Genomic DNA, 16,998 nt, shown 5'->3' with positions numbered 1-16,998 from the left:
TGGGCTACTGCTCCCGGAGCCCCCAGGGCTGCCCGTAGCCTCCTTCGTCGACCGGGCGCGCCATCAGGTCGAGGAAGGGGGCGGCGTCGAACGCCTCAGGGCCGAGCACGCCGGTTCCGGCCCACGCGCCCGTCGCGAGCAGTTCGAGCGCGATCACCGGGTTCATCGCGGTCTGCCAGACGACGCACTGCGCCTCGTACTCGGCCATCGTCCACTCGTTGTCGCTCACGTGGTAGAGGTACACCTCGCGGGAGTTCCCATCCACACCGGTTCCCTTCACCCACACTCCCGCGCAGGTCTTGCCCGTCATCCGCGGCCCGATCGTGGCGGGGTCGGGGAGGGCGGCGGCGACCACATCCCGCGGGGCCACCTCGACAGGACCGTTCTGGCTGCGCACCCGGATGGGCGTGGTCGAGTCCAGTCCGAGCTGGTGCAGTGTGCGCAGAATGCCGATGAACTCCTCCCCCAGCCCATACTTGAACGTCACCCGTTCCGCGTCGATCCACCGCGGCATCAGCAGCACTTCCTCGTGCTCCACGTTGACGCATTCGACCGGGCCGATGCCGTCGGGGAAGTCGAACACTTCCGGCTCGCTGAACGGGGGCGTCGTGTACCACCCCGCGTCCTTCTCGAAGATCACCGGCGGGTTCAGACACTCTTCGATGGTGGTCCAGATGCTGAACGACGGGGCGAAGATCTCGTTGCCGTCGCTGTCCCGCACCACGAGGTTGGCGCCGTCACGGGTGCCGAGCTCCTCGATGTGGGAGAACAGGGTGTCGGAGGCGTACCGTGCGAACACGTCGCTCAGCCCCGGCTCGACGCCCATGCCGACGAGCGCCAGTCTGCCCGCCGTCTCCCAGTCGCCTCGGAGGGCGAACTGGTCGTCGCCGAGCTTCACGCCGGTCTTCGCGTACGGGTCGGTGGGATGCGGCTCCGACAGGCTCATCGCCATGTCCAGATAGTCGGCGCCCGCGGCCAGCGCTCCGGCGAAGATGGTCGGCACGAATTTCGGCTCCACGGCGTTCATCACGTGCGTCGCTCCGTGCTCCCTGGCGACGGCGGCAACGGCATCCGGGTCGGACGCGTCGATGGCGGCCGCGACGAACCGCGACGCGACCTCGTCGCCGTGCCTCCCTCTTATCCACGCGATGGTCTTCTCCGCGCGACCGAGGTCGTAGTCGCTGACGACGATCACTTCGTAGAACGTTCGGCGTGCGGCGATCTTCGCGATGGCGTCGCCGACCCCGCCGGCGCCCACGAGCAGGATTCTCATGGCGCAACGCTAGCGCGCATCGCATCGCGACGGTCAAGAAACTTCGCCCCCGAACGTGTTCGGACGTCCCGGCTGAGGAGCATCATGCCTTCCACCTGACCACCTGTGCGGCGACGGAGTGTGCTCCTCGACCACGGCGCTCTGCATCCGTCCGTCGTGCGTTGGGGTGCCGAACTCGGCGGTGTGACAGCTCAGGATGCGCTGGCCGTCACGCTCGCCATCGTCCGGCCCCACGCGAGCAACTCCCCCGACGAGCCGGTGCGTGCCGCCCTCCTCCCCGAGCAGCGCACGGGCTGGTTGGGGCGACCGGCAAGAGCGGCAGCCGGGACGGGGGGTCTGGCGGTGTGAAGGGTGTCGTGTGTCGCGGTCAGTGCCCGCGAGCGCGGCGTGACGGTGGCGGAAACGTCTCTGACTCTGCGCAGGTGACGGACGAAAGCGGGGCCAGGACTGGTGTGTCCTGGCCCCGCCTCGTGTCACCGCCTCAAACGATGCCGACGATGATGGTCGCGACTAGTTGATGCTGGTGTCGCCGCTCTCTGCTTCGTTCTTGCGGCGACGACCGAACAGGAACGCACCGAGCCCGAGCAGGAGGCCTGTGATGCCTCCGCCGACGAGCCATCCGTTGGTGTCGGAACCGGTGCTGGCGAGTTTGCCTTCACCCGAACCGTCTGCAGCGGCGCTCGCGTTTGCGGTCGTCGCCCCCTCGGTTGCGGTGTTCGCGCCGGCGGTGCCGTTGGCCGCGATCGAGGCCGACGCGTCTGTGGACGCCGCGGCATTGGCAGCGGACGAGGAGGCTGCGGTGCTGTTGGCAGCGGCGGACGCTGCACCGTTCGCAGCGGCCGTGTTGTCCCCGTTCGCGGCACCCTGAGCGGACGCCTGCGAAGCCGCATTCGCGGCGGTGCTGACATCTGCTGACGCGTTCGCCGACGCAGCCGTGTTCGCTGCAGCCTGCGCTGCCGAAGCGGCGGTCACGTCGCTTGCGGCGGACGCCTGCGTTGACGCATCTGCGGCGCCTGCGGCAACAGCAGCCGCGTTGGCGCTGACATCCGCAGCAGCCGAGGCCGCCGCGTTCGCGTTCCCGGTCGAATCCGCCGACGCGTTCGTCGACCCGATGGCGCTGGCAGCACCCCGCGCGGCGGCGGAAGCGTCGCCGGTCGCCGCGGCAGACGCTGCCGCATTGGCGGCGGCGGTGTTGTTGGCGTTGGCAGCACCCTGGGCGGACGTCTGCGCAGACGCGTTGGCCGCCGTGGTCGCGTCGGCTGACGCGTCGGTGGACGCGGTCGTGTTCGCTGCCGCCTGCGCAGCAGCAGCCGCCGAGACGTCGGCCGCGGCTGACGCCTGCGTGGTCGCATCCGCATTGCCGGCAGCGACCGCGGCAGCGTTCGCGTTCGAGTCGGCCGACGCCGATGCTGCAGCGTTCGCGTTGCCCGCGCTCGTCGCCGACGCATCGGTCGACGCGGTCGCGTTCGCAGCGGTCTGCGCCGCACCCGACGCGGTCGCGTCACCGGTTGCGGCAGCGGATGCTGCCGCGTTGGTGGCGGCGGTGTTGTTGGCGTTCGATGCAGCCTGCGCGGACGCCTCCGCAGCGGTCTGCGTGGTCGCGTCGGTGGACGCATCGGTCGACGCGGTCGTGTTCGCTGCCGCTTGCGCAGCAGCGGCCGCGGTGATGTCGGCCGCCGCTGATGCGGTCGTTGTCGCGTCCGCGTTGCCGGCAGCGATCGCAGCAGCGTTCGCGTTCGAGTCGGCCGCAGCCGACGCTGCAGCGTTCGCGTTGCCCGCGCTCGTCGCCGACGCATCCGTCGACGCGGTCGTGTTCGCAGCCGTCTGCGCCGCAGCCGTCGCGTCCCCGGTCGCGGCAGCAGATGCTGCCGCGTTCGTGGTGGCCGTGTTGTTCGCGTTCGATGCAGCCTGCGCGGACGCCTCCGCAGCGGTCTGCGTCGTCGCGTCGGTGGACGCATCGGTCGACGCGGTCGTGTTCGCTGCCGCCTGCGCAGCAGCAGCCGCAGTGATGTCCGCCGCCGCCGATGCCGCCGCCGTCGCGTCCGCATTGCCGGCAGCGACCGCAGCCGCGTTCGCGTTCGAGTCGGCCGCAGCCGACGCGGCAGCATTCGCGTTCGCGTTCGCGGTGCCGACAGTCGAGGCGTCGCTGGACGCGGTCGCGTTCGCAGCGGTCTGCGCCGCAGCGGTCGCATCACCGGTTGCGGCGGCAGATGCTGCCGCGTTCGTAGCAGCCGTGTTGTTCGCGTTCGATGCAGCCTGCGCCGACGCCTCCGCAGCGGTCTGCGTCGTCGCGTCAGAGGACGCATCCGTTGACGCGGTCGTGTTCGCCGCCGCTTGCGCAGCAGCAGCCGCGGTGATGTCAGCCGCCGCTGATGCGGTCGTGGTCGCATCCGCATTGCCAGCAGCAACCGCAGCCGCGTTCGCGTTCGAGTCAGCTGCAGCCGACGCGGCAGCATTCGCGTTCGCGTTCGCGGTGCCGACAGTCGAGGCGTCGCTGGACGCGGTCGCGTTCGCTGCGGTCTGCGCCGCAGCCGTCGCATCCCCGGTCGCGGCAGCAGATGCTGCCGCGTTCGTAGCAGCCGTGTTGTTCGCGTTCGATGCAGCCTGCGCCGACGCCTCCGCAGCAGCATTCGTCGCCGTGGTCGCGTCAGTAGACGCATCCGTGGACGCGGTCGTGTTCGCTGCTGCCTGCGCAGCAGCAGCCGCCGTGATGTCCGCCGCCGCCGACGCGGTCGTGGTCGCATCCGCATTGCCAGCAGCAACCGCAGCAGCATTCGCATTCGAGTCAGCCGCAGCTGACGCTGCTGCGTTCGCGTTGCCCGTGCTCGTCGCCGACGCATCCGTTGACGCGGTCGTGTTCGCAGCCGTCTGCGCCGCACCCGTCGCGGTCGCGTCACCTGTTGCCGCAGCGGATGCTGCCGCGTTGGTGGCAGCGGTGTTGTTGGCGTTCGACGCGGCCTGCGCCGACGCCTGTGCAGCGGCATTCGTCGCTGTGGTCGCGTCAGTAGACGCATCGGTCGACGCGGTCGTGCTCGCCGCTGCCTGAGCAGCAGCAGCCGCCGTGATGTCAGCCGCCGCTGACGCCTGCGTGGTCGCGTCCGCATTGCCAGCAGCAACCGCAGCAGCGTTCGCGTTCGAATCAGCTGCAGCCGACGCGGCAGCATTCGCGTTCGCGTTCGCGGTGCCCACGGTCGAAGCGTCGCTGGACGCGGTCGCGTTCGCTGCGGTCTGCGCCGCAGCCGTCGCATCCCCGGTTGCCGCAGCAGATGCTGCCGCGTTCGTAGCGGCCGTGTTGTTCGCGTTCGACGCAGCCTGCGCCGACGCCTCCGCAGCGGTCTGCGTCGTCGCGTCAGTAGACGCATCGGTCGACGCGGTCGTGTTCGCCGCTGCCTGAGCAGCAGCAGCCGCCGTGATGTCCGCCGCCGCTGATGCGGTCGTGGTCGCATCCGCATTGCCAGCAGCAACCGCAGCAGCATTCGCATTCGAGTCAGCCGCAGCCGACGCTGCAGCGTTCGCGTTGCCCGCGCTCGTCACCGACGCATCCGTCGACGCCGTCGCGTTCGCAGCCGTCTGCGCCGCCGCGGACGCGTCCCCGGTCGCGGCAGCAGATGCTGCCGCGTTCGTAGCAGCGGTGTTGTTCGCGTTCGATGCAGCCTGCGCGGACGCCTGCGCAGCGGTCTGCGTCGTCGCGTCAGTAGACGCATCGGTCGACGCGGTCGTGTTCGCTGCTGCCTGAGCAGCAGCAGCCGCCGTGATGTCCGCCGCCGCTGACGCCTGCGTTGTCGCGTCCGCATTGCCAGCAGCAACCGCAGCAGCGTTCGCATTCGAATCGGCCGCAGCCGACGCGGCAGCATTCGCGTTGCCCGCGCTCGTCGCCGACGCATCCGTCGACGCGGTCGCGTTCGCAGCGGTCTGCGCCGCCGCCGTCGCGGTCGCATCCCCGGTTGCCGCAGCAGATGCCGCCGCGTTCGTGGCGGCCGTGTTGTTGGCGTTCGACGCGGCCTGCGCCGACGCCTGTGCAGCGGCATTCGTCGCTGTGGTCGCGTCAGTAGACGCATCGGTGGACGCGGTCGTGCTCGCCGCTGCCTGAGCAGCAGCAGCCGCCGTGATGTCAGCCGCGGCTGACGCCTGCGTGGTCGCGTCCGCATTGCCTGCGGCGACCGCGGCAGCGTTCGCGTTCGAATCAGCTGCAGCCGACGCGGCAGCATTCGCGTTCGCGTTCGCGGTGCCGACGGTCGAGGCGTCGCTGGTCGCGGTCGCGTTCGCTGCGGTCTGCGCCGCAGCCGTCGCATCCCCGGTCGCGGCAGCAGATGCTGCCGCGTTCGTGGTGGCCGTGTTGTTCGCGTTCGATGCAGCCTGCGCCGACGCCTCCGCAGCGGTCTGCGTCGTCGCGTCAGTAGACGCATCGGTCGACGCGGTCGTGTTCGCTGCCGCCTGCGCAGCAGCAGCCGCCGTGATGTCGGCCGCGGCTGACGCGGTCGTGGTCGCATCCGCATTTCCGGCAGCGACTGCGGCAGCGTTCGCGTTCGAGTCAGCTGCAGCTGACGCTGCTGCGTTCGCGTTGCCCGTGCTCGTCGCCGACGCATCGGTTGACGCGGTCGTGTTCGCAGCGGTCTGCGCCGCAGCCGTCGCATCCCCGGTCGCGGCGGCGGATGCTGCCGCGTTCGTAGCAGCGGTGTTGTTCGCGTTCGATGCAGCCTGCGCGGACGCCTCCGCAGCGGTCTGCGTGGTCGCGTCAGTAGACGCATCGGTCGACGCGGTCGTGTTCGCTGCCGCTTGCGCAGCAGCAGCCGCCGTGATGTCCGCCGCGGCTGATGCCGCCGACGTCGCGTCCGCATTGCCGGCAGCGACCGCAGCAGCGTTCGCATTTGAGTCAGCTGCAGCCGACGCGGCAGCATTCGCGTTCGCGTTCGCGGTGCCGACAGTCGAGGCGTCGCTGGACGCCGTAGCGTTCGCAGCCGTCTGCGCCGCAGCGGTCGCGTCACCGGTTGCGGCGGCAGATGCTGCCGCGTTCGTAGCGGCCGTGTTGTTCGCGTTCGATGCAGCCTGCGCGGACGCCTCCGCAGCGGTCTGCGTGGTCGCATCCGTTGACGCGGTCGTGTTCGCTGCCGCTTGCGCAGCAGCAGCCGCGGTGATGTCCGCCGCCGCTGATGCGGTCGTGGTCGCATCCGCATTGCCAGCAGCAACCGCAGCAGCATTCGCATTCGAATCGGCCGACGCCGACGCTGCAGCATTCGCGTTCGCGTTCGCGGTGCCGACAGTCGAGGCGTCGCTGGTCGCGGTCGCGTTCGCAGCGGTCTGCGCCGCAGCCGTCGCATCCCCGGTCGCGGCAGCAGATGCTGCCGCGTTCGTGGCAGCGGTGTTGTTGGCGTTCGATGCAGCCTGCGCGGACGCCTCCGCAGCGGTCTGCGTGGTCGCGTCGGTGGACGCATCGGTCGACGCGGTCGTGTTCGCTGCCGCTTGCGCAGCAGCGGCCGCGGTGATGTCGGCCGCCGCTGATGCGGTCGTTGTCGCGTCCGCGTTGCCGGCAGCGACCGCAGCAGCGTTCGCGTTCGAGTCGGCCGCAGCCGACGCTGCAGCATTCGCGTTGCCCGCGCTCGTCGCCGACGCATCCGTCGACGCGGTCGCGTTCGCAGCGGTCTGCGCCGCCCCCGACGCGGTCGCATCCCCGGTTGCCGCAGCAGATGCCGCCGCGTTCGTGGCGGCCGTGTTGTTCGCGTTCGACGCGGCCTGCGCCGACGCCTCCGCAGCAGCATTCGTCGCCGTGGTCGCGTCAGTAGACGCATCCGTCGACGCAGTCGTGCTCGCCGCCGCTTGCGCAGCAGCAGCCGCCGTGATGTCCGCCGCCGCTGACGCCTGCGTGGTCGCGTCCGCATTGCCAGCAGCAACCGCAGCAGCGTTCGCGTTCGAGTCAGCCGCAGCCGACGCGGCAGCATTCGCGTTCGCGTTCGCGGTGCCCACGGTCGAAGCGTCGCTGGACGCGGTCGCGTTCGCAGCGGTCTGCGCCGCAGCGGTCGCATCCCCGGTCGCCGCAGCAGATGCTGCCGCATTCGTAGCAGCCGTGTTGTTCGCGTTCGACGCAGCCTGCGCCGACGCCTCCGCAGCGGTCTGCGTCGTCGCGTCAGTAGACGCATCGGTCGACGCGGTCGTGTTCGCCGCCGCCTGAGCAGCAGCAGCCGCCGTGATGTCAGCCGCCGCCGATGCGGTCGTTGTCGCATCCGCATTTCCGGCAGCAACCGCAGCAGCGTTCGCCTGCGAATCAGCTGCAGCTGACGCTGCAGCGTTCGCGTTGCCCGCGCTCGTCACCGACGCATCCGTCGACGCGGTCGCGTTCGCTGCGGTCTGCGCCGCAGCGGTCGCGTCCCCGGTCGCGGCAGCAGATGCTGCCGCGTTCGTAGCAGCGGTGTTGTTCGCGTTCGACGCGGCCTGCGCCGACGCCTGCGCAGCGGCATTCGTCGCCGTGGTCGCGTCAGTAGACGCATCCGTCGACGCCGTCGTGTTCGCTGCCGCTTGCGCAGCAGCAGCCGCGGTAATGTCCGCCGCCGCCGACGCCGACGTCGTCGCATCCGCATTGCCAGCAGCAACCGCAGCAGCGTTCGCGTTCGAATCAGCCGCCGCCGACGCCGCAGCATTCGCGTTCGCATCAACGCTACCGGCGGCTGACGCATCGGTCGACGCCGTCGCGTTCGCAGCGGTCTGCGCCGCAGCGGACGCATCGCCGGTCGCGGCCGCGCTTGCCGCGGCCGCTCCGATGGCGGCCGCGTCGACGTTACCTGCTGCCTGAGCGGCCGCCTGCGCTGACGTCGTGGTGGTGGCGTCTGTCGACGCGGAGGTCGAGGCCGTTGCGTTCGCCGCAGCCTGCGCGGCAGCAGCCGCGGTGATGTCAGCCGCGGCGGACGCCGTCGTGGTCGCATCCGCGTTTGCCGCAGCAGCCGCGGCAGCGTTCGCGTTCGCGTCTGCAGCAGCGGAGGCCGATGCGTTCGCGTTGGACGCGGTGGATGCGTCGGCGGATGCGTCCGTCGACGCTGTCGCGGTCGCTGCAGACTGCGCTGCAGCGGTAGCATCGCCACTCGTCGCAGCGGATGCCTCGCCTGCCGTGTTCGAGCTGTTGTCGCCGCGGGCTGACGACTGAGCGGCGGCCTGCGACGCGGTCGTCGTCGTCGCGTCTGCCGTCGCCGCTGTGGACGCCGTTGCGTTCGCAGCGGCCTGAGCCGCAGCAGCCGCGGAGATGTCGGCCGCAGCCGACGCCTGGGTCGTCGCGTCCGCATTGCCGGCAGCGACGGAGGCACTGTTCGCGTTGGCGTCGGCCGCGGCAGATGCGGCAGCGTTCGCGTTCGCGGATGACTCGGCCGACGCGTCCGTCGACGCTGTCGCGGTCGCAGCAGCCTGCGCCGCGGCGGATGCGTTGCCGGTTGCCGCCGCCGACGCGTCAGCCGCCGTCGTGGAGGTGTCGTCGCCGTGGGCGGCGGCCTGCGCGGCCGCCTGCGCAGCCGTCGTGGTCGTTGCGTCGGCAGACGCATCCGTTGACGCCGCGGCGTTTGCAGCAGCCTGCGCGGCCGCAGCGCTCGTGACATCGGCCGCCGCCGAGCCCGCGGACGTCGCGTCCGCGTTCGCCGCGGCGACCGCCGCGGCTCCGCCGGTCGCATCAGCGGCCGCCGAGGCGGACGCATTGACATCACCGGTGTCGGCGACGACATCCGTGTTCACCGTCGACGTGTTGTTCGAGACGTCCGGGTCGACCTCGTTCGGCGTGATCGTCGCCGAGTTCGTGACGACCGACGGCGTGCTCGGGACCTGGGCCGTGTACTGGATCAGTTGCGATGCACCGGGTGCCAGAGCGGGCACGTTGCAGGAGATCTCACCCGCATCCAACAGGCAGTTGGCCGGCAGTTGCACGTTGGTGAGTCCGGCTGGAAGCGTGTCGGCGATGACCGAACCAGACGACGGGTCGGCTGAGCGGTTCGTGACATTCAACGAATAGGTGATCTGCGAGCCAAGGAGCACGCTTGCCGGGGCCGACTTCACGAGCTCGAGGTCGGTGTCGTGGGTATAGCCGGCGAATGCGGCGTCCGACGATGCGGCAGAACCGGGATACATGTACTGAGCGACAGCCGTGAACGTCGGGCTCGAGCTGCTCGGGTTGTCGATGTGAAGCTGCACAGCAGGCCGGCCGGCCGTCGTGCCGACGTCACCTCTCATGAAGCCGACGTTGCCGTTCGGGTAGGTCCAAGCGCCTCCAGTGGACGCAGACACGGCCGGCGCCAGGTCCGCGGGGCGCGGAAACTCGGTCGCGAAGTTGTTTGTGGGGTCGATGCGGAGGATCGTTGAGATTCCAAGAATCCAGAAATAGCCGTTCGAGTATGCAAGATCGCCGAGCGCCGTCGTGTTCACCTGGATGTTTCCCGCGGTGACAGGCGCTCCCGAGTCATCGACGTCGATGACGCCGAGATAGAGCTGGGAATCGGCGAAATACTGAAACACGAATTTGTTGGCGTATGCGCCCGTCCCGAACGCTCCGCCGAAGACGACGACAAAAGTCAGATCGGATGAGGGAAACGCGTCAGGAACGCTGTACAGCGTCGTGTTTCCTTCGGAGTCGATTCGCGTCCACACGCCGTTGTTCGCGACCGGTTTCTGAGACAATCCGAACAGGAAGCCCGACGCTTGGTGAAGTCCAATGGCGCCGTACCCGCCCTGGGGAGTGCCGACCTGGTTGAACGTGAACCCCGTCGGCCCGTTGATGCCCTGCAGCAGAACCGTCTGGTTGTTGCCGGCGTCCAACGCAGACGTCGTGTACAGCGCCGCCTGTGCCGGATCGAGCGGCTGCCCCGGTGCTGCGGTCGCAGCGGGTACCGCGACCATACCGGTGGCTCCGACACCACCGGCGACAGCAAGGGCCATAGTCGCCCTCAGTTTGCGTGAACGCACGTTATCTCTTCTCCATGTGTCGGGGAGCCGCTAGCCGATGTCATCCGGCCGGTTCGGCGCCCACTCAGGTGCACTGCTTCGAATGTGATCTCGGAGAGCGCACGGCGGAGCCGCGTCTCTACGACAGGAGAACCTGCTCGATCAGCACATGGCGCCGGGCAGGGAGGGTCTCCCGGTGATCTAGAGCCGCGCGGGGGAGATCAATAACGTTGCGGATTCCGAATATCGAAATTAAACATCACGGGTCAGATGGTCCGCCGCAGGAAAGGATGCGGGCGCAGGCGTTCCTGCACCAGGCGCAAGGCGAACGGCGCCCACGCGATCACCGCGATGGCCGCCCCGAGCAGCAGACCACCGATCGTGTCGCTGAGCCAGTGCGCACCGAGGTAGGTGCGGCTGACGGCCATCAGGACGGCCCACGCCGCACCGGCCACCCACACCCACACCCGCGGGAAGATGATCGCGAGCACCACGACCATCGTGGCGGCGTTAGCCGTGTGCCCGGACGGGAACGAGCCCGTGTCCGACTGCACAAGGATCTCTGTCGGCCTCGCGCGACCGACCGTGTGCTTGAGAAGCTGCACCGCCGCCACCGACAGAAGGCTCGCCACCGCGAAGAAGTAAGCGCCCCATGGCCGTCGGAACGCGAGCAACAGCAGGAAGATCAGGACGGGGATGGCCACCGAGCCGATGATGCCTCCACCGGCGTAGTTGAAGAACAGGGCAGGGCCGAGCCAGATCGGCGAGCGGTGCTCGACGATCTCGCCCATCCACTCGAGGTCGATGGCGAACGGCTCCGTCGGGCGCAACGCGATGATCACGCCGAGCACGACGACGAGTCCGACGGCGACGGAGGCGGAGATCACCGGCCACCGTCTGCTCACCCGTGCGGCCTGCTGGATGTCGTCGCGTGCCGTTCCCATGCCAACCAACGTACTCATGCCTCGCCGTGCATCCATCGAGTCAGACGGTATTCACGGGTTCGACGGTGCGACGCGTGAAGGAGTTCCGATTCGATTGTCAGGAAGCCGGATGAAGGGGCTAGTGGGCGAGGGCGGGGACGGTGCGGGGGCGCACGATGAACCAGAGGGCAGCGATGGACACGAGGGCGCACACGGCCATGACGAAGCCCATCGGGGTGGCGCTGCCGACGCCGAGGATGCCGACGATCGGTGAGACGATGCCCGCGATGCCGAAGTTCAGCGCGCCGAGGAGGGATGCGGCCGTGCCGGCCTCGTGCCCGTGCGCGTTGAGCGCGAGCACCTGTACGCAGGGGAAACCGAAACCGCACGCCGCGATGAAGAACCACAGCGGGATGGCCGTGCCCCACAGCCCGACGTGCGCCTGGTCGAGGATGACGATGAGCACGCTGGAGACGAACATCACCACCGTCGACACCGCGAGAATCCACTGCGGGCCCACGTACTTCGTGATCCGCGCAGCGGACTGCACACCGATGATGATGCCGATCGAGTTGACAGCGAACAGCAGACCGTACTCCTGGGCGTTGAACTTGTAGATCTCCTGGAACACGAACGAGCTCGACGAGAGGTAGGAGAACAGGCCGGTGAAGTTGGCAGCGCCGACGATGGCGATGCCGACGAAGATCCGGTCGCTCAGCACGGCCTTGTACCGCTGCCGCACGGTGGAGTGGCCCGCGTCGTGGCGGCGCGCCTTCGGCAGGGTCTCGACGATCCAGAGCGAGACGCAGATGACGACGAACAGTCCGTAGCAGGCGAGCACGACGAAGATGCCGCGCCACGGCATGACGAGCAGCAGCCAGGAGCCGATCACGGGCGCGAGCACGGGAGCGAGGCCGTTGACCAGCGCGAGGCGGCTGAGCATCCTGACCAGCGGGCGTCCGCCGAACAGGTCGCGCACCATCGCCATCGCGACGACACCGCCCGCTGCAGCGCCGATGCCCTGCATGGCGCGGGCGAGCCCGAGCAGCTCGACGTTCGGTGCGACCGCAGCGCCGAGGCAGGCCAGAATGTGCACGACGGTCGACAGGATGAGCGGCAGACGGCGGCCGATCTTGTCGCTCCACGGGCCGACGAGCAACTGGCCGACGCCGAACCCGATCGTGGTGGCCGTGAGCGTGAGCTGGATGGCCGCCGTCGAGACGTTGAAGTCGGCCTGCAGCGTCGGAAGCGCCGGCAGGTACGTGTCGATGGTGAACGGCCCGAGCGCGGTGAGCGCACCGAGGATGAGGATGTATGCGAGGCGCTGGCGACCGGAGAGCGAGTCTCCTGGATGCACGACGGTGGTCACGAAAGGGTCCTTGACTGGAAGACGAGCACCGCGGGGGAAGCCGCGGTGTGTGGGTGGGAGGGGTGCTGCCGGGAATCCGGCGGTGGTGCTACTCGCTCGTTCGAATCGATTCGACCGTCGTTGCTCGATAATCCTATCGGATACCGGGCGGGAATGTTACCGTGCACATCCCCGAATTCGGGGGATCCGGACAGTGGATGCGCTCAGTCCGCCGGAGCGGCGAGGAGCGGCGCGAAGGCGAGCTCGGCCGCGCCGATCATCAGGATGTTCGCCCCGAGCTCCGCGCGTGCGATCCGCAGGTGCTCCCCTGACGCCGCCATCGCCTGCTCGGCGACGAGAGCCGCCAGACGGTCGGGCGCGACGGCGTACAGCGAGCCGAGGAACCCGCCGAGCACCACCAGCTCCGGGTTGAACACGTTGGTCGCGTTGCGCAGCGCGATGGCGAGGAAGCCGAGCTGCCGCTCGATCTCGGCGCGCACCTCCGCATCCCCTGCTGCGACGGCCGCGGCGAGCGCGCGATCCAGTTCCTCACTATCGGCCGCCTCCAGCCCGAGGGCCGCGAGGAGCGCCCGTTGGCTCACCTCGGTCTCCAGGCAGCCGATCGCGCCGCAGTGACAGCGCACGCCGTTGGAGTTGACGAGTGTGTGACCGAGCTCCCCCGCGTAGCCGGAGACCCCGGTGAGGGAGACGCCGCCGACGACGACACCGGCTCCGATGCCGGATGCGCCGCCGTTGAGGTAGACCAGGTCGCTCGCTCCCCGCCCGGCGCCGAAGAGCCGTTCGGCGTTCGCGCCGAGGTTGGCGTCGTTCGCCGCGCTGACGGTCAGCCCTGTCGCGTCGGCGAGTTCGGAGGCGAACGGTTCATCGCGCCATTCGAGGTGGGGTGCGAGCCGCACGACGCCGTCGCTCTCGCGCACCAGCCCCGGCACGGCAACGCCGATGCCGACCACTCTGCGTGCTGCGGCGAGGTCGGGGCGGAGTCCGTCGATGACCGCTGCGGCGACTGCCGCCGCCTCCTGCGCTCCTGGAACGTGGTCGAGGGGGAATCGCACGCGGCGGTGCACAGCTCCGTCGAGGCCGACGACACCCACCGTGACCGCGTCGATCTCCGGGTTCACCGAGATCGCGACCACGCGGCCGTCCGCGACGACGACGGGCGAGGGACGCCCGACCCTGTTGCTGGTCTCCGGGTCGCGCTCGGTGACGAGCCCCAGCTCGACGAGCTCGGCCACGAGCGCGCCGACCGTCGACCGGTTCAGCCCCGTTGCGTGCGTGAGCGACGACCGTGCGGCCGGGCCGCCGCGGTGCACGAGCCCGAGCACCGTGGCGAGGTTGTTCCGGCGCACGGTGTCGAGGTTCGTGCCGGTCGTGTTCATGGTCCTGTGTACTGTACCGTTTCGCGTCGCGCGGGGCGGCGCATCAGGTCGTCCGACAGCGCCCCCTCACCAGGCTTCCGTTCACCAGGCTTCTGTTCACCAGGCTTCCGGCCGCGCGCCGAGCGGCACGGGCTCCGGCCGCTCAACCGTCGAGCGCAGGGTGACGACCTCGTGACGGTGTCCCGCAGAGATGATCGACTCCATGATCTCCAGCACGTGGAACGCCAGCTCTCCGGACGCCCGGTGCGGCCGTCCGGTCTCCACAGCGCGGGCGAGGTCGGCGAGGCCGACTCCGCGTCCGGCGTCGATGTACCCGGCCGCATCCGGAACCTCGCGCCAGGTGCGGTCGTCGGCGGTTGCGATGGATGCGGTCTGCGAGAACGCGTTCGGGTCGGGCACCGCGATGGTGCCGCCCGTGCCGTAGACCTCGAACAGCGGGATCCTGGACTCCCACACCTCGAACGACATCGTCACCGTGGAGATGACGCCGTCAGCGTGCTCCAGGATCGCGGTGACGTGCGTGTCGACGTCGACGGGGATGACGGTTCCCGCCAGCGGTCCGGTCGCCACGGTGCGCGCTCGCTCAGAGCGTCCGACGGCGCCGGACACCCGCACGACCGGACCGAAGAACGTCACGAGGCTCGTCAGATAGTACGGCCCCATGTCGAACAGCGGCCCGCCGCCCGGCTGGTAGTAGAAGGCGGGCGCAGGATGCCACAGCTCGTGTCCAGGCGCCGTCCACGACACCGCGGCACCCACCGGTCGGCCGATCCGCCCGTCGTCGAGCAGCGCGCGAGCGGTCTGGATGCCCGTGCCGAGCACCGTGTCCGGCGCACTCCCGACGCGCAGCCCCTTGTCGGCCGCGCGCTCCAGCACGGGTACGGCGTCGGCCGTGGCGAGGGCGAGCGGCTTCTCCCCGTAGACGTGCTTGCCCGCATCCAGTGCCGCGAGCGCGATCTCGGTGTGCGCGGCGGGGATGGTGAGATTGAGGACGGCGTCGATCCGCGGGTCGGCGATGAGCGCATCCACCGTCAGCGCCTCGACGCCCTGCTCGGCGGCGACAGCGGATGCGCGACCCAGGTCGAGGTCGGCGACAGCCGTCAGCGAGAGGTTGGGCAACTGCGGGAACCGCTCGAAGTACTGGCGGCTGATGTTGCCGACCCCGACGACGCCGATGTTCAACGTGCTGCCCACAGCAGCCCCCTCTCGATGATGGTGCGGACCGGCTGGCTCTCCACGATCTCGAGCCGGTGGCCGGGTGCGGAGACGAAGATGCGGCCGTTGCCCCACTGGCGCGTCCAGATGGCGGGCGCTGTGACCGGGCGGTTCCACGCATCCCACGGGCGCACCGACTGGGTCGTGGTGGCGAGGACGTCGTTGTATTCGTCGCTCAGCACCCAGTACTGCTCGCTCACCAGGTCGAAGTCGTCGATGCCCTCGGTGATGGGGTGGCCGCGACCGTGGTCGGTGATGTGCACCGTGTACGGGATGTAGTTGTCCGACTGCTCGCCGGTGCGCTCGGCCGGGTCTTTGCCTGCGTGATGCGCGAACTGGCCGCCGATCATGTGCAGGTAGTCGGCGTTGTCGCGGTAGGCGTCTGCGATGCCGCCGTGCCAGCCCGCCATGCCCGTCCCGCTGAGGACCGCCCGCTGCAGGCCGGCGAACTCCTCTTTCGTGATCGTGTTCATGGTGTTGATCTGGAGCACCAGGTCGACTGTGTCCATGTATGCCTCGTCGGTGTAGACGGCGGGGGCTTCCTCGATGCGCACGTCGAAGCCGTTCGCTTCGAGATACGGGATGAAGAGGTCGGTGGTCTCAACGGGCATGTGCCCGTCCCAGCCGCCGCGGACGACGAGTGCGTTCCTGGTCATGCTTCCTGTCCTGTCCGTTCTTCGGAGGCGGCGACCGGTGCGTCCGTCGCCGTCCATGCACTGCCGCCGGCCGCACTGCGTTCGACGGCGGCGAGCACGCGCTGCACGTGCAGCCCGTCGGCGAACGACGGCTGCGGGTCGCGGCCGGAAGTGATGTCGTCGACGAAGTCCTTGATCTGGTGGCTGAAGGCGTGCTCATAGCCGATCGCGTGCCCTGTCGGCCACCAGTTGGCCATGTACGGATGCTCCGGCTCCGTCACGATGATGCGCGTGAAACCCTGCTCCCCGGCCGGCGCGGTCGCGTCGTAGAACTGGATCTCGTTCATCGCCTCCAGGTCGAAGGCGATGGCGCCCCGCGAACCGCTCAGTTCGATGCGCAGCGCGTTCTTGCGGCCGGTGGCGTAGCGGGTGGCCTCGAACGCGCCGACGGCTCCTGCTGCCGCGCCTCCACCGCCGAGTCGCGCCGTGAACCACGCCGCGTCGTCCACGGTCACCCTGCCGCGCTCCGTCGATGCCGTGCCGGACAGACCGACCGTCTCGCCGAGCAGCGGACGCTCCTCCACGAAGGTCGCAAGGGTGCCGGAGACGCTGTCGAGGCGGGAACCGGTGATGTGCTCGACCAGGTCGATCGCGTGCGCGCCGATGTCGCCGAGCGAGCCGGAGCCTGCGGCCTCCTTGTCGAGCCGCCAGGTCATCGGGCCGTTCTCGTCGGTCAGCCAGTCCTGCAGGTAGAGTGCACGCACCTGGCGGATGGTGCCCAGCCTGCCCTCCTCCACGAGCCGCTTGGCGAACCCGATGGCCGGAACGCGACGATAGCTGAAGCCGACCATCGACCGCACTCCGCGGGCGGCGGCGCGCTCGGCCGCAGCGACCATGGCCTCCGCCTCCTCGACCGTGTTGGCGAGCGGCTTCTCGCAGAGGACGTGCTTGCCTGCCTCCAGCGCCGCGATCGCGATCTCGGCGTGCGATGCGCCCGGCGAGCAGATGTCGACGATGTCGATGGTCGGGTCGTCGACGACGCGGCGCCAGTCGGTCTCGGCGTGCTGCCAGCCGAAGCGTTCCCTCGCGGCTTCGACCCTGGCGCTGTCTCGGCCGACGATGGTGTGCATCACCGGCTGAGCATCGAGGGGGAAGAACCGCGGGGCGACGCGCCAGCCCTGGGAGTGGGCGGCGCCCATGAACCCGTAGCCGATCATCGCCACGCGCAGCTCTGTAGCCGCATCCGTCATCGTCTCGCTCCTTCGCGTCGTTCCGCCGTTCGACGCTATTGCCCGCCCAA

The 16,998-nt window shown here is 69.6% G+C and carries 17 protein-coding genes and 1 pseudogene; 9 read left to right on the top strand and 9 right to left on the bottom strand.

Translation table 11 applies throughout. From position 1 onward, the window contains the following. Nucleotides 1–4: 4 nt before the first annotated feature. Nucleotides 5–1,273: a saccharopine dehydrogenase family protein gene (locus ACYVGI_RS15530; RefSeq protein WP_460633498.1), complete on the bottom strand. Its 1,269-nt coding sequence runs from the start codon at nt 1,271–1,273 to the stop codon at nt 5–7. A 120-nt stretch (nt 1,274–1,393) separates the two neighbouring features. Between ACYVGI_RS15530 and ACYVGI_RS15525 the strand changes: the two genes are divergently transcribed. Next, nucleotides 1,394–1,621 (top strand): hypothetical protein, encoded by a 228-nt coding sequence (locus ACYVGI_RS15525; protein WP_460633497.1) that lies wholly within the window; start codon nt 1,394–1,396, stop codon nt 1,619–1,621. A gap of 162 nt (nt 1,622–1,783) precedes the next feature. On the opposite strand, the gene ACYVGI_RS15520 is transcribed toward ACYVGI_RS15525, so the two are convergent. Then, nucleotides 1,784–2,245: an LPXTG cell wall anchor domain-containing protein gene (locus tag ACYVGI_RS15520; protein WP_460633808.1), complete on the bottom strand. Its 462-nt coding sequence runs from the start codon at nt 2,243–2,245 to the stop codon at nt 1,784–1,786. Between the two features lie 61 nt (nt 2,246–2,306). Here ACYVGI_RS15520 and ACYVGI_RS15515 point away from each other — a divergent pair, with 61 nt between their 5' ends. The 8 genes from ACYVGI_RS15515 (at nt 2,307) to ACYVGI_RS15480 (ending at nt 9,254) form a co-directional block, all read left to right on the top strand. Beyond that, nucleotides 2,307–4,319 carry a hypothetical protein gene (locus ACYVGI_RS15515; protein WP_460633496.1) on the top strand — a complete coding sequence of 671 codons (2,013 nt, stop codon included), beginning with the start codon at nt 2,307–2,309 and terminating at the stop codon, nt 4,317–4,319. Between the two features lie 18 nt (nt 4,320–4,337). Further along, on the top strand, nt 4,338–4,667 hold the full coding sequence (locus ACYVGI_RS15510; RefSeq protein WP_460633495.1) for a hypothetical protein: 330 nt from the start codon (nt 4,338–4,340) through the stop codon (nt 4,665–4,667). 18 nt (nt 4,668–4,685) lie between these two features. Beyond that, nucleotides 4,686–5,009, top strand: coding sequence for a hypothetical protein (locus ACYVGI_RS15505; RefSeq protein ID WP_460633494.1), 324 nt, complete (start codon nt 4,686–4,688; stop codon nt 5,007–5,009). Nucleotides 5,010–5,027: 18 nt separating this feature from the next. After that, nucleotides 5,028–5,363: a hypothetical protein gene (locus ACYVGI_RS15500; RefSeq protein WP_460633493.1), complete on the top strand. Its 336-nt coding sequence runs from the start codon at nt 5,028–5,030 to the stop codon at nt 5,361–5,363. An 18-nt stretch (nt 5,364–5,381) separates the two neighbouring features. Beyond that, the gene (locus ACYVGI_RS15495) at nt 5,382–7,439 is read left to right on the top strand and encodes a hypothetical protein (protein ID WP_460633492.1); all 2,058 of its coding nucleotides are present in this window, start codon (nt 5,382–5,384) and stop codon (nt 7,437–7,439) included. Between the two features lie 18 nt (nt 7,440–7,457). Then, on the top strand, nt 7,458–8,057 hold the full coding sequence (locus ACYVGI_RS15490) for a hypothetical protein (RefSeq protein WP_460633491.1): 600 nt from the start codon (nt 7,458–7,460) through the stop codon (nt 8,055–8,057). A 21-nt stretch (nt 8,058–8,078) separates the two neighbouring features. Then, a complete protein-coding gene (locus tag ACYVGI_RS15485) occupies nt 8,079–8,405 on the top strand; it encodes a hypothetical protein (RefSeq protein ID WP_460633490.1) in 327 nt (108 codons plus the stop codon). A 96-nt stretch (nt 8,406–8,501) separates the two neighbouring features. After that, nucleotides 8,502–9,254, top strand: a complete 753-nt coding sequence (locus ACYVGI_RS15480) for a hypothetical protein (RefSeq protein WP_460633489.1) — start codon at nt 8,502–8,504, stop codon at nt 9,252–9,254. Here the strand turns inward: ACYVGI_RS15480 and ACYVGI_RS15475 are convergent. The 7 genes and pseudogenes from ACYVGI_RS15475 to ACYVGI_RS15445 form a co-directional block, all read right to left on the bottom strand. Further along, nucleotides 9,224–9,370 (bottom strand): annotated as a pseudogene (locus ACYVGI_RS15475) (hypothetical protein); the annotation flags it as partial. The gene ACYVGI_RS15480 and the pseudogene ACYVGI_RS15475 sit on opposite strands and share 31 nt — an antisense overlap. Before the next feature lie 1,076 nt (nt 9,371–10,446). After that, a complete protein-coding gene (locus ACYVGI_RS15470; protein ID WP_460633488.1) occupies nt 10,447–11,142 on the bottom strand; it encodes a phosphatase PAP2 family protein in 696 nt (231 codons plus the stop codon). Nucleotides 11,143–11,242: 100 nt separating this feature from the next. After that, nucleotides 11,243–12,472, bottom strand: a complete 1,230-nt coding sequence (locus ACYVGI_RS15465; protein WP_460633487.1) for a multidrug effflux MFS transporter — start codon at nt 12,470–12,472, stop codon at nt 11,243–11,245. 203 nt (nt 12,473–12,675) lie between these two features. Further along, on the bottom strand, nt 12,676–13,848 hold the full coding sequence (locus ACYVGI_RS15460; RefSeq protein WP_460633486.1) for an ROK family protein: 1,173 nt from the start codon (nt 13,846–13,848) through the stop codon (nt 12,676–12,678). A 96-nt stretch (nt 13,849–13,944) separates the two neighbouring features. Further along, nucleotides 13,945–15,042 (bottom strand): Gfo/Idh/MocA family protein, encoded by a 1,098-nt coding sequence (locus tag ACYVGI_RS15455; protein ID WP_460633485.1) that lies wholly within the window; start codon nt 15,040–15,042, stop codon nt 13,945–13,947. After that, nucleotides 15,027–15,719 carry a ThuA domain-containing protein gene (locus ACYVGI_RS15450; protein WP_460633484.1) on the bottom strand — a complete coding sequence of 231 codons (693 nt, stop codon included), beginning with the start codon at nt 15,717–15,719 and terminating at the stop codon, nt 15,027–15,029. The genes ACYVGI_RS15455 and ACYVGI_RS15450 overlap by 16 nt, the downstream gene beginning before the upstream one ends. Then, the gene (locus ACYVGI_RS15445; protein WP_460633483.1) at nt 15,716–16,948 is read right to left on the bottom strand and encodes a Gfo/Idh/MocA family protein; all 1,233 of its coding nucleotides are present in this window, start codon (nt 16,946–16,948) and stop codon (nt 15,716–15,718) included. The genes ACYVGI_RS15450 and ACYVGI_RS15445 overlap by 4 nt, the downstream gene beginning before the upstream one ends. Between the last annotated feature and the right edge of the window lie 50 nt (nt 16,949–16,998).

This window comes from Leifsonia lichenia, assembly GCF_054780215.1.
The sequence above is the reverse complement of the archived record's forward strand: the minus strand, read 5'-3'. Positions and strand labels throughout refer to the sequence as shown.

Excerpts from the sequence above, each read along its gene's own strand:
- ACYVGI_RS15530 (WP_460633498.1), bottom strand. The coding sequence starts at position 1,273 with ATGAGAATCCTGCTCGTGGGCGCCGGCGGGGTCGGCGACGCCATCGCG.
- ACYVGI_RS15510 (WP_460633495.1), top strand. The coding sequence starts at position 4,338 with ATGTCAGCCGCCGCTGACGCCTGCGTGGTCGCGTCCGCATTGCCAGCA.
- ACYVGI_RS15505 (WP_460633494.1), top strand. The coding sequence starts at position 4,686 with ATGTCCGCCGCCGCTGATGCGGTCGTGGTCGCATCCGCATTGCCAGCA.
- ACYVGI_RS15500 (WP_460633493.1), top strand. The coding sequence starts at position 5,028 with ATGTCCGCCGCCGCTGACGCCTGCGTTGTCGCGTCCGCATTGCCAGCA.
- ACYVGI_RS15495 (WP_460633492.1), top strand. The coding sequence starts at position 5,382 with ATGTCAGCCGCGGCTGACGCCTGCGTGGTCGCGTCCGCATTGCCTGCG.
- ACYVGI_RS15490 (WP_460633491.1), top strand. The coding sequence starts at position 7,458 with ATGTCAGCCGCCGCCGATGCGGTCGTTGTCGCATCCGCATTTCCGGCA.
- ACYVGI_RS15480 (WP_460633489.1), top strand. The coding sequence starts at position 8,502 with ATGTCGGCCGCAGCCGACGCCTGGGTCGTCGCGTCCGCATTGCCGGCA.
- ACYVGI_RS15470 (WP_460633488.1), bottom strand. The coding sequence starts at position 11,142 with ATGAGTACGTTGGTTGGCATGGGAACGGCACGCGACGACATCCAGCAG.
- ACYVGI_RS15460 (WP_460633486.1), bottom strand. The coding sequence starts at position 13,848 with ATGAACACGACCGGCACGAACCTCGACACCGTGCGCCGGAACAACCTC.
- ACYVGI_RS15450 (WP_460633484.1), bottom strand. The coding sequence starts at position 15,719 with ATGACCAGGAACGCACTCGTCGTCCGCGGCGGCTGGGACGGGCACATG.
- ACYVGI_RS15445 (WP_460633483.1), bottom strand. The coding sequence starts at position 16,948 with ATGACGGATGCGGCTACAGAGCTGCGCGTGGCGATGATCGGCTACGGG.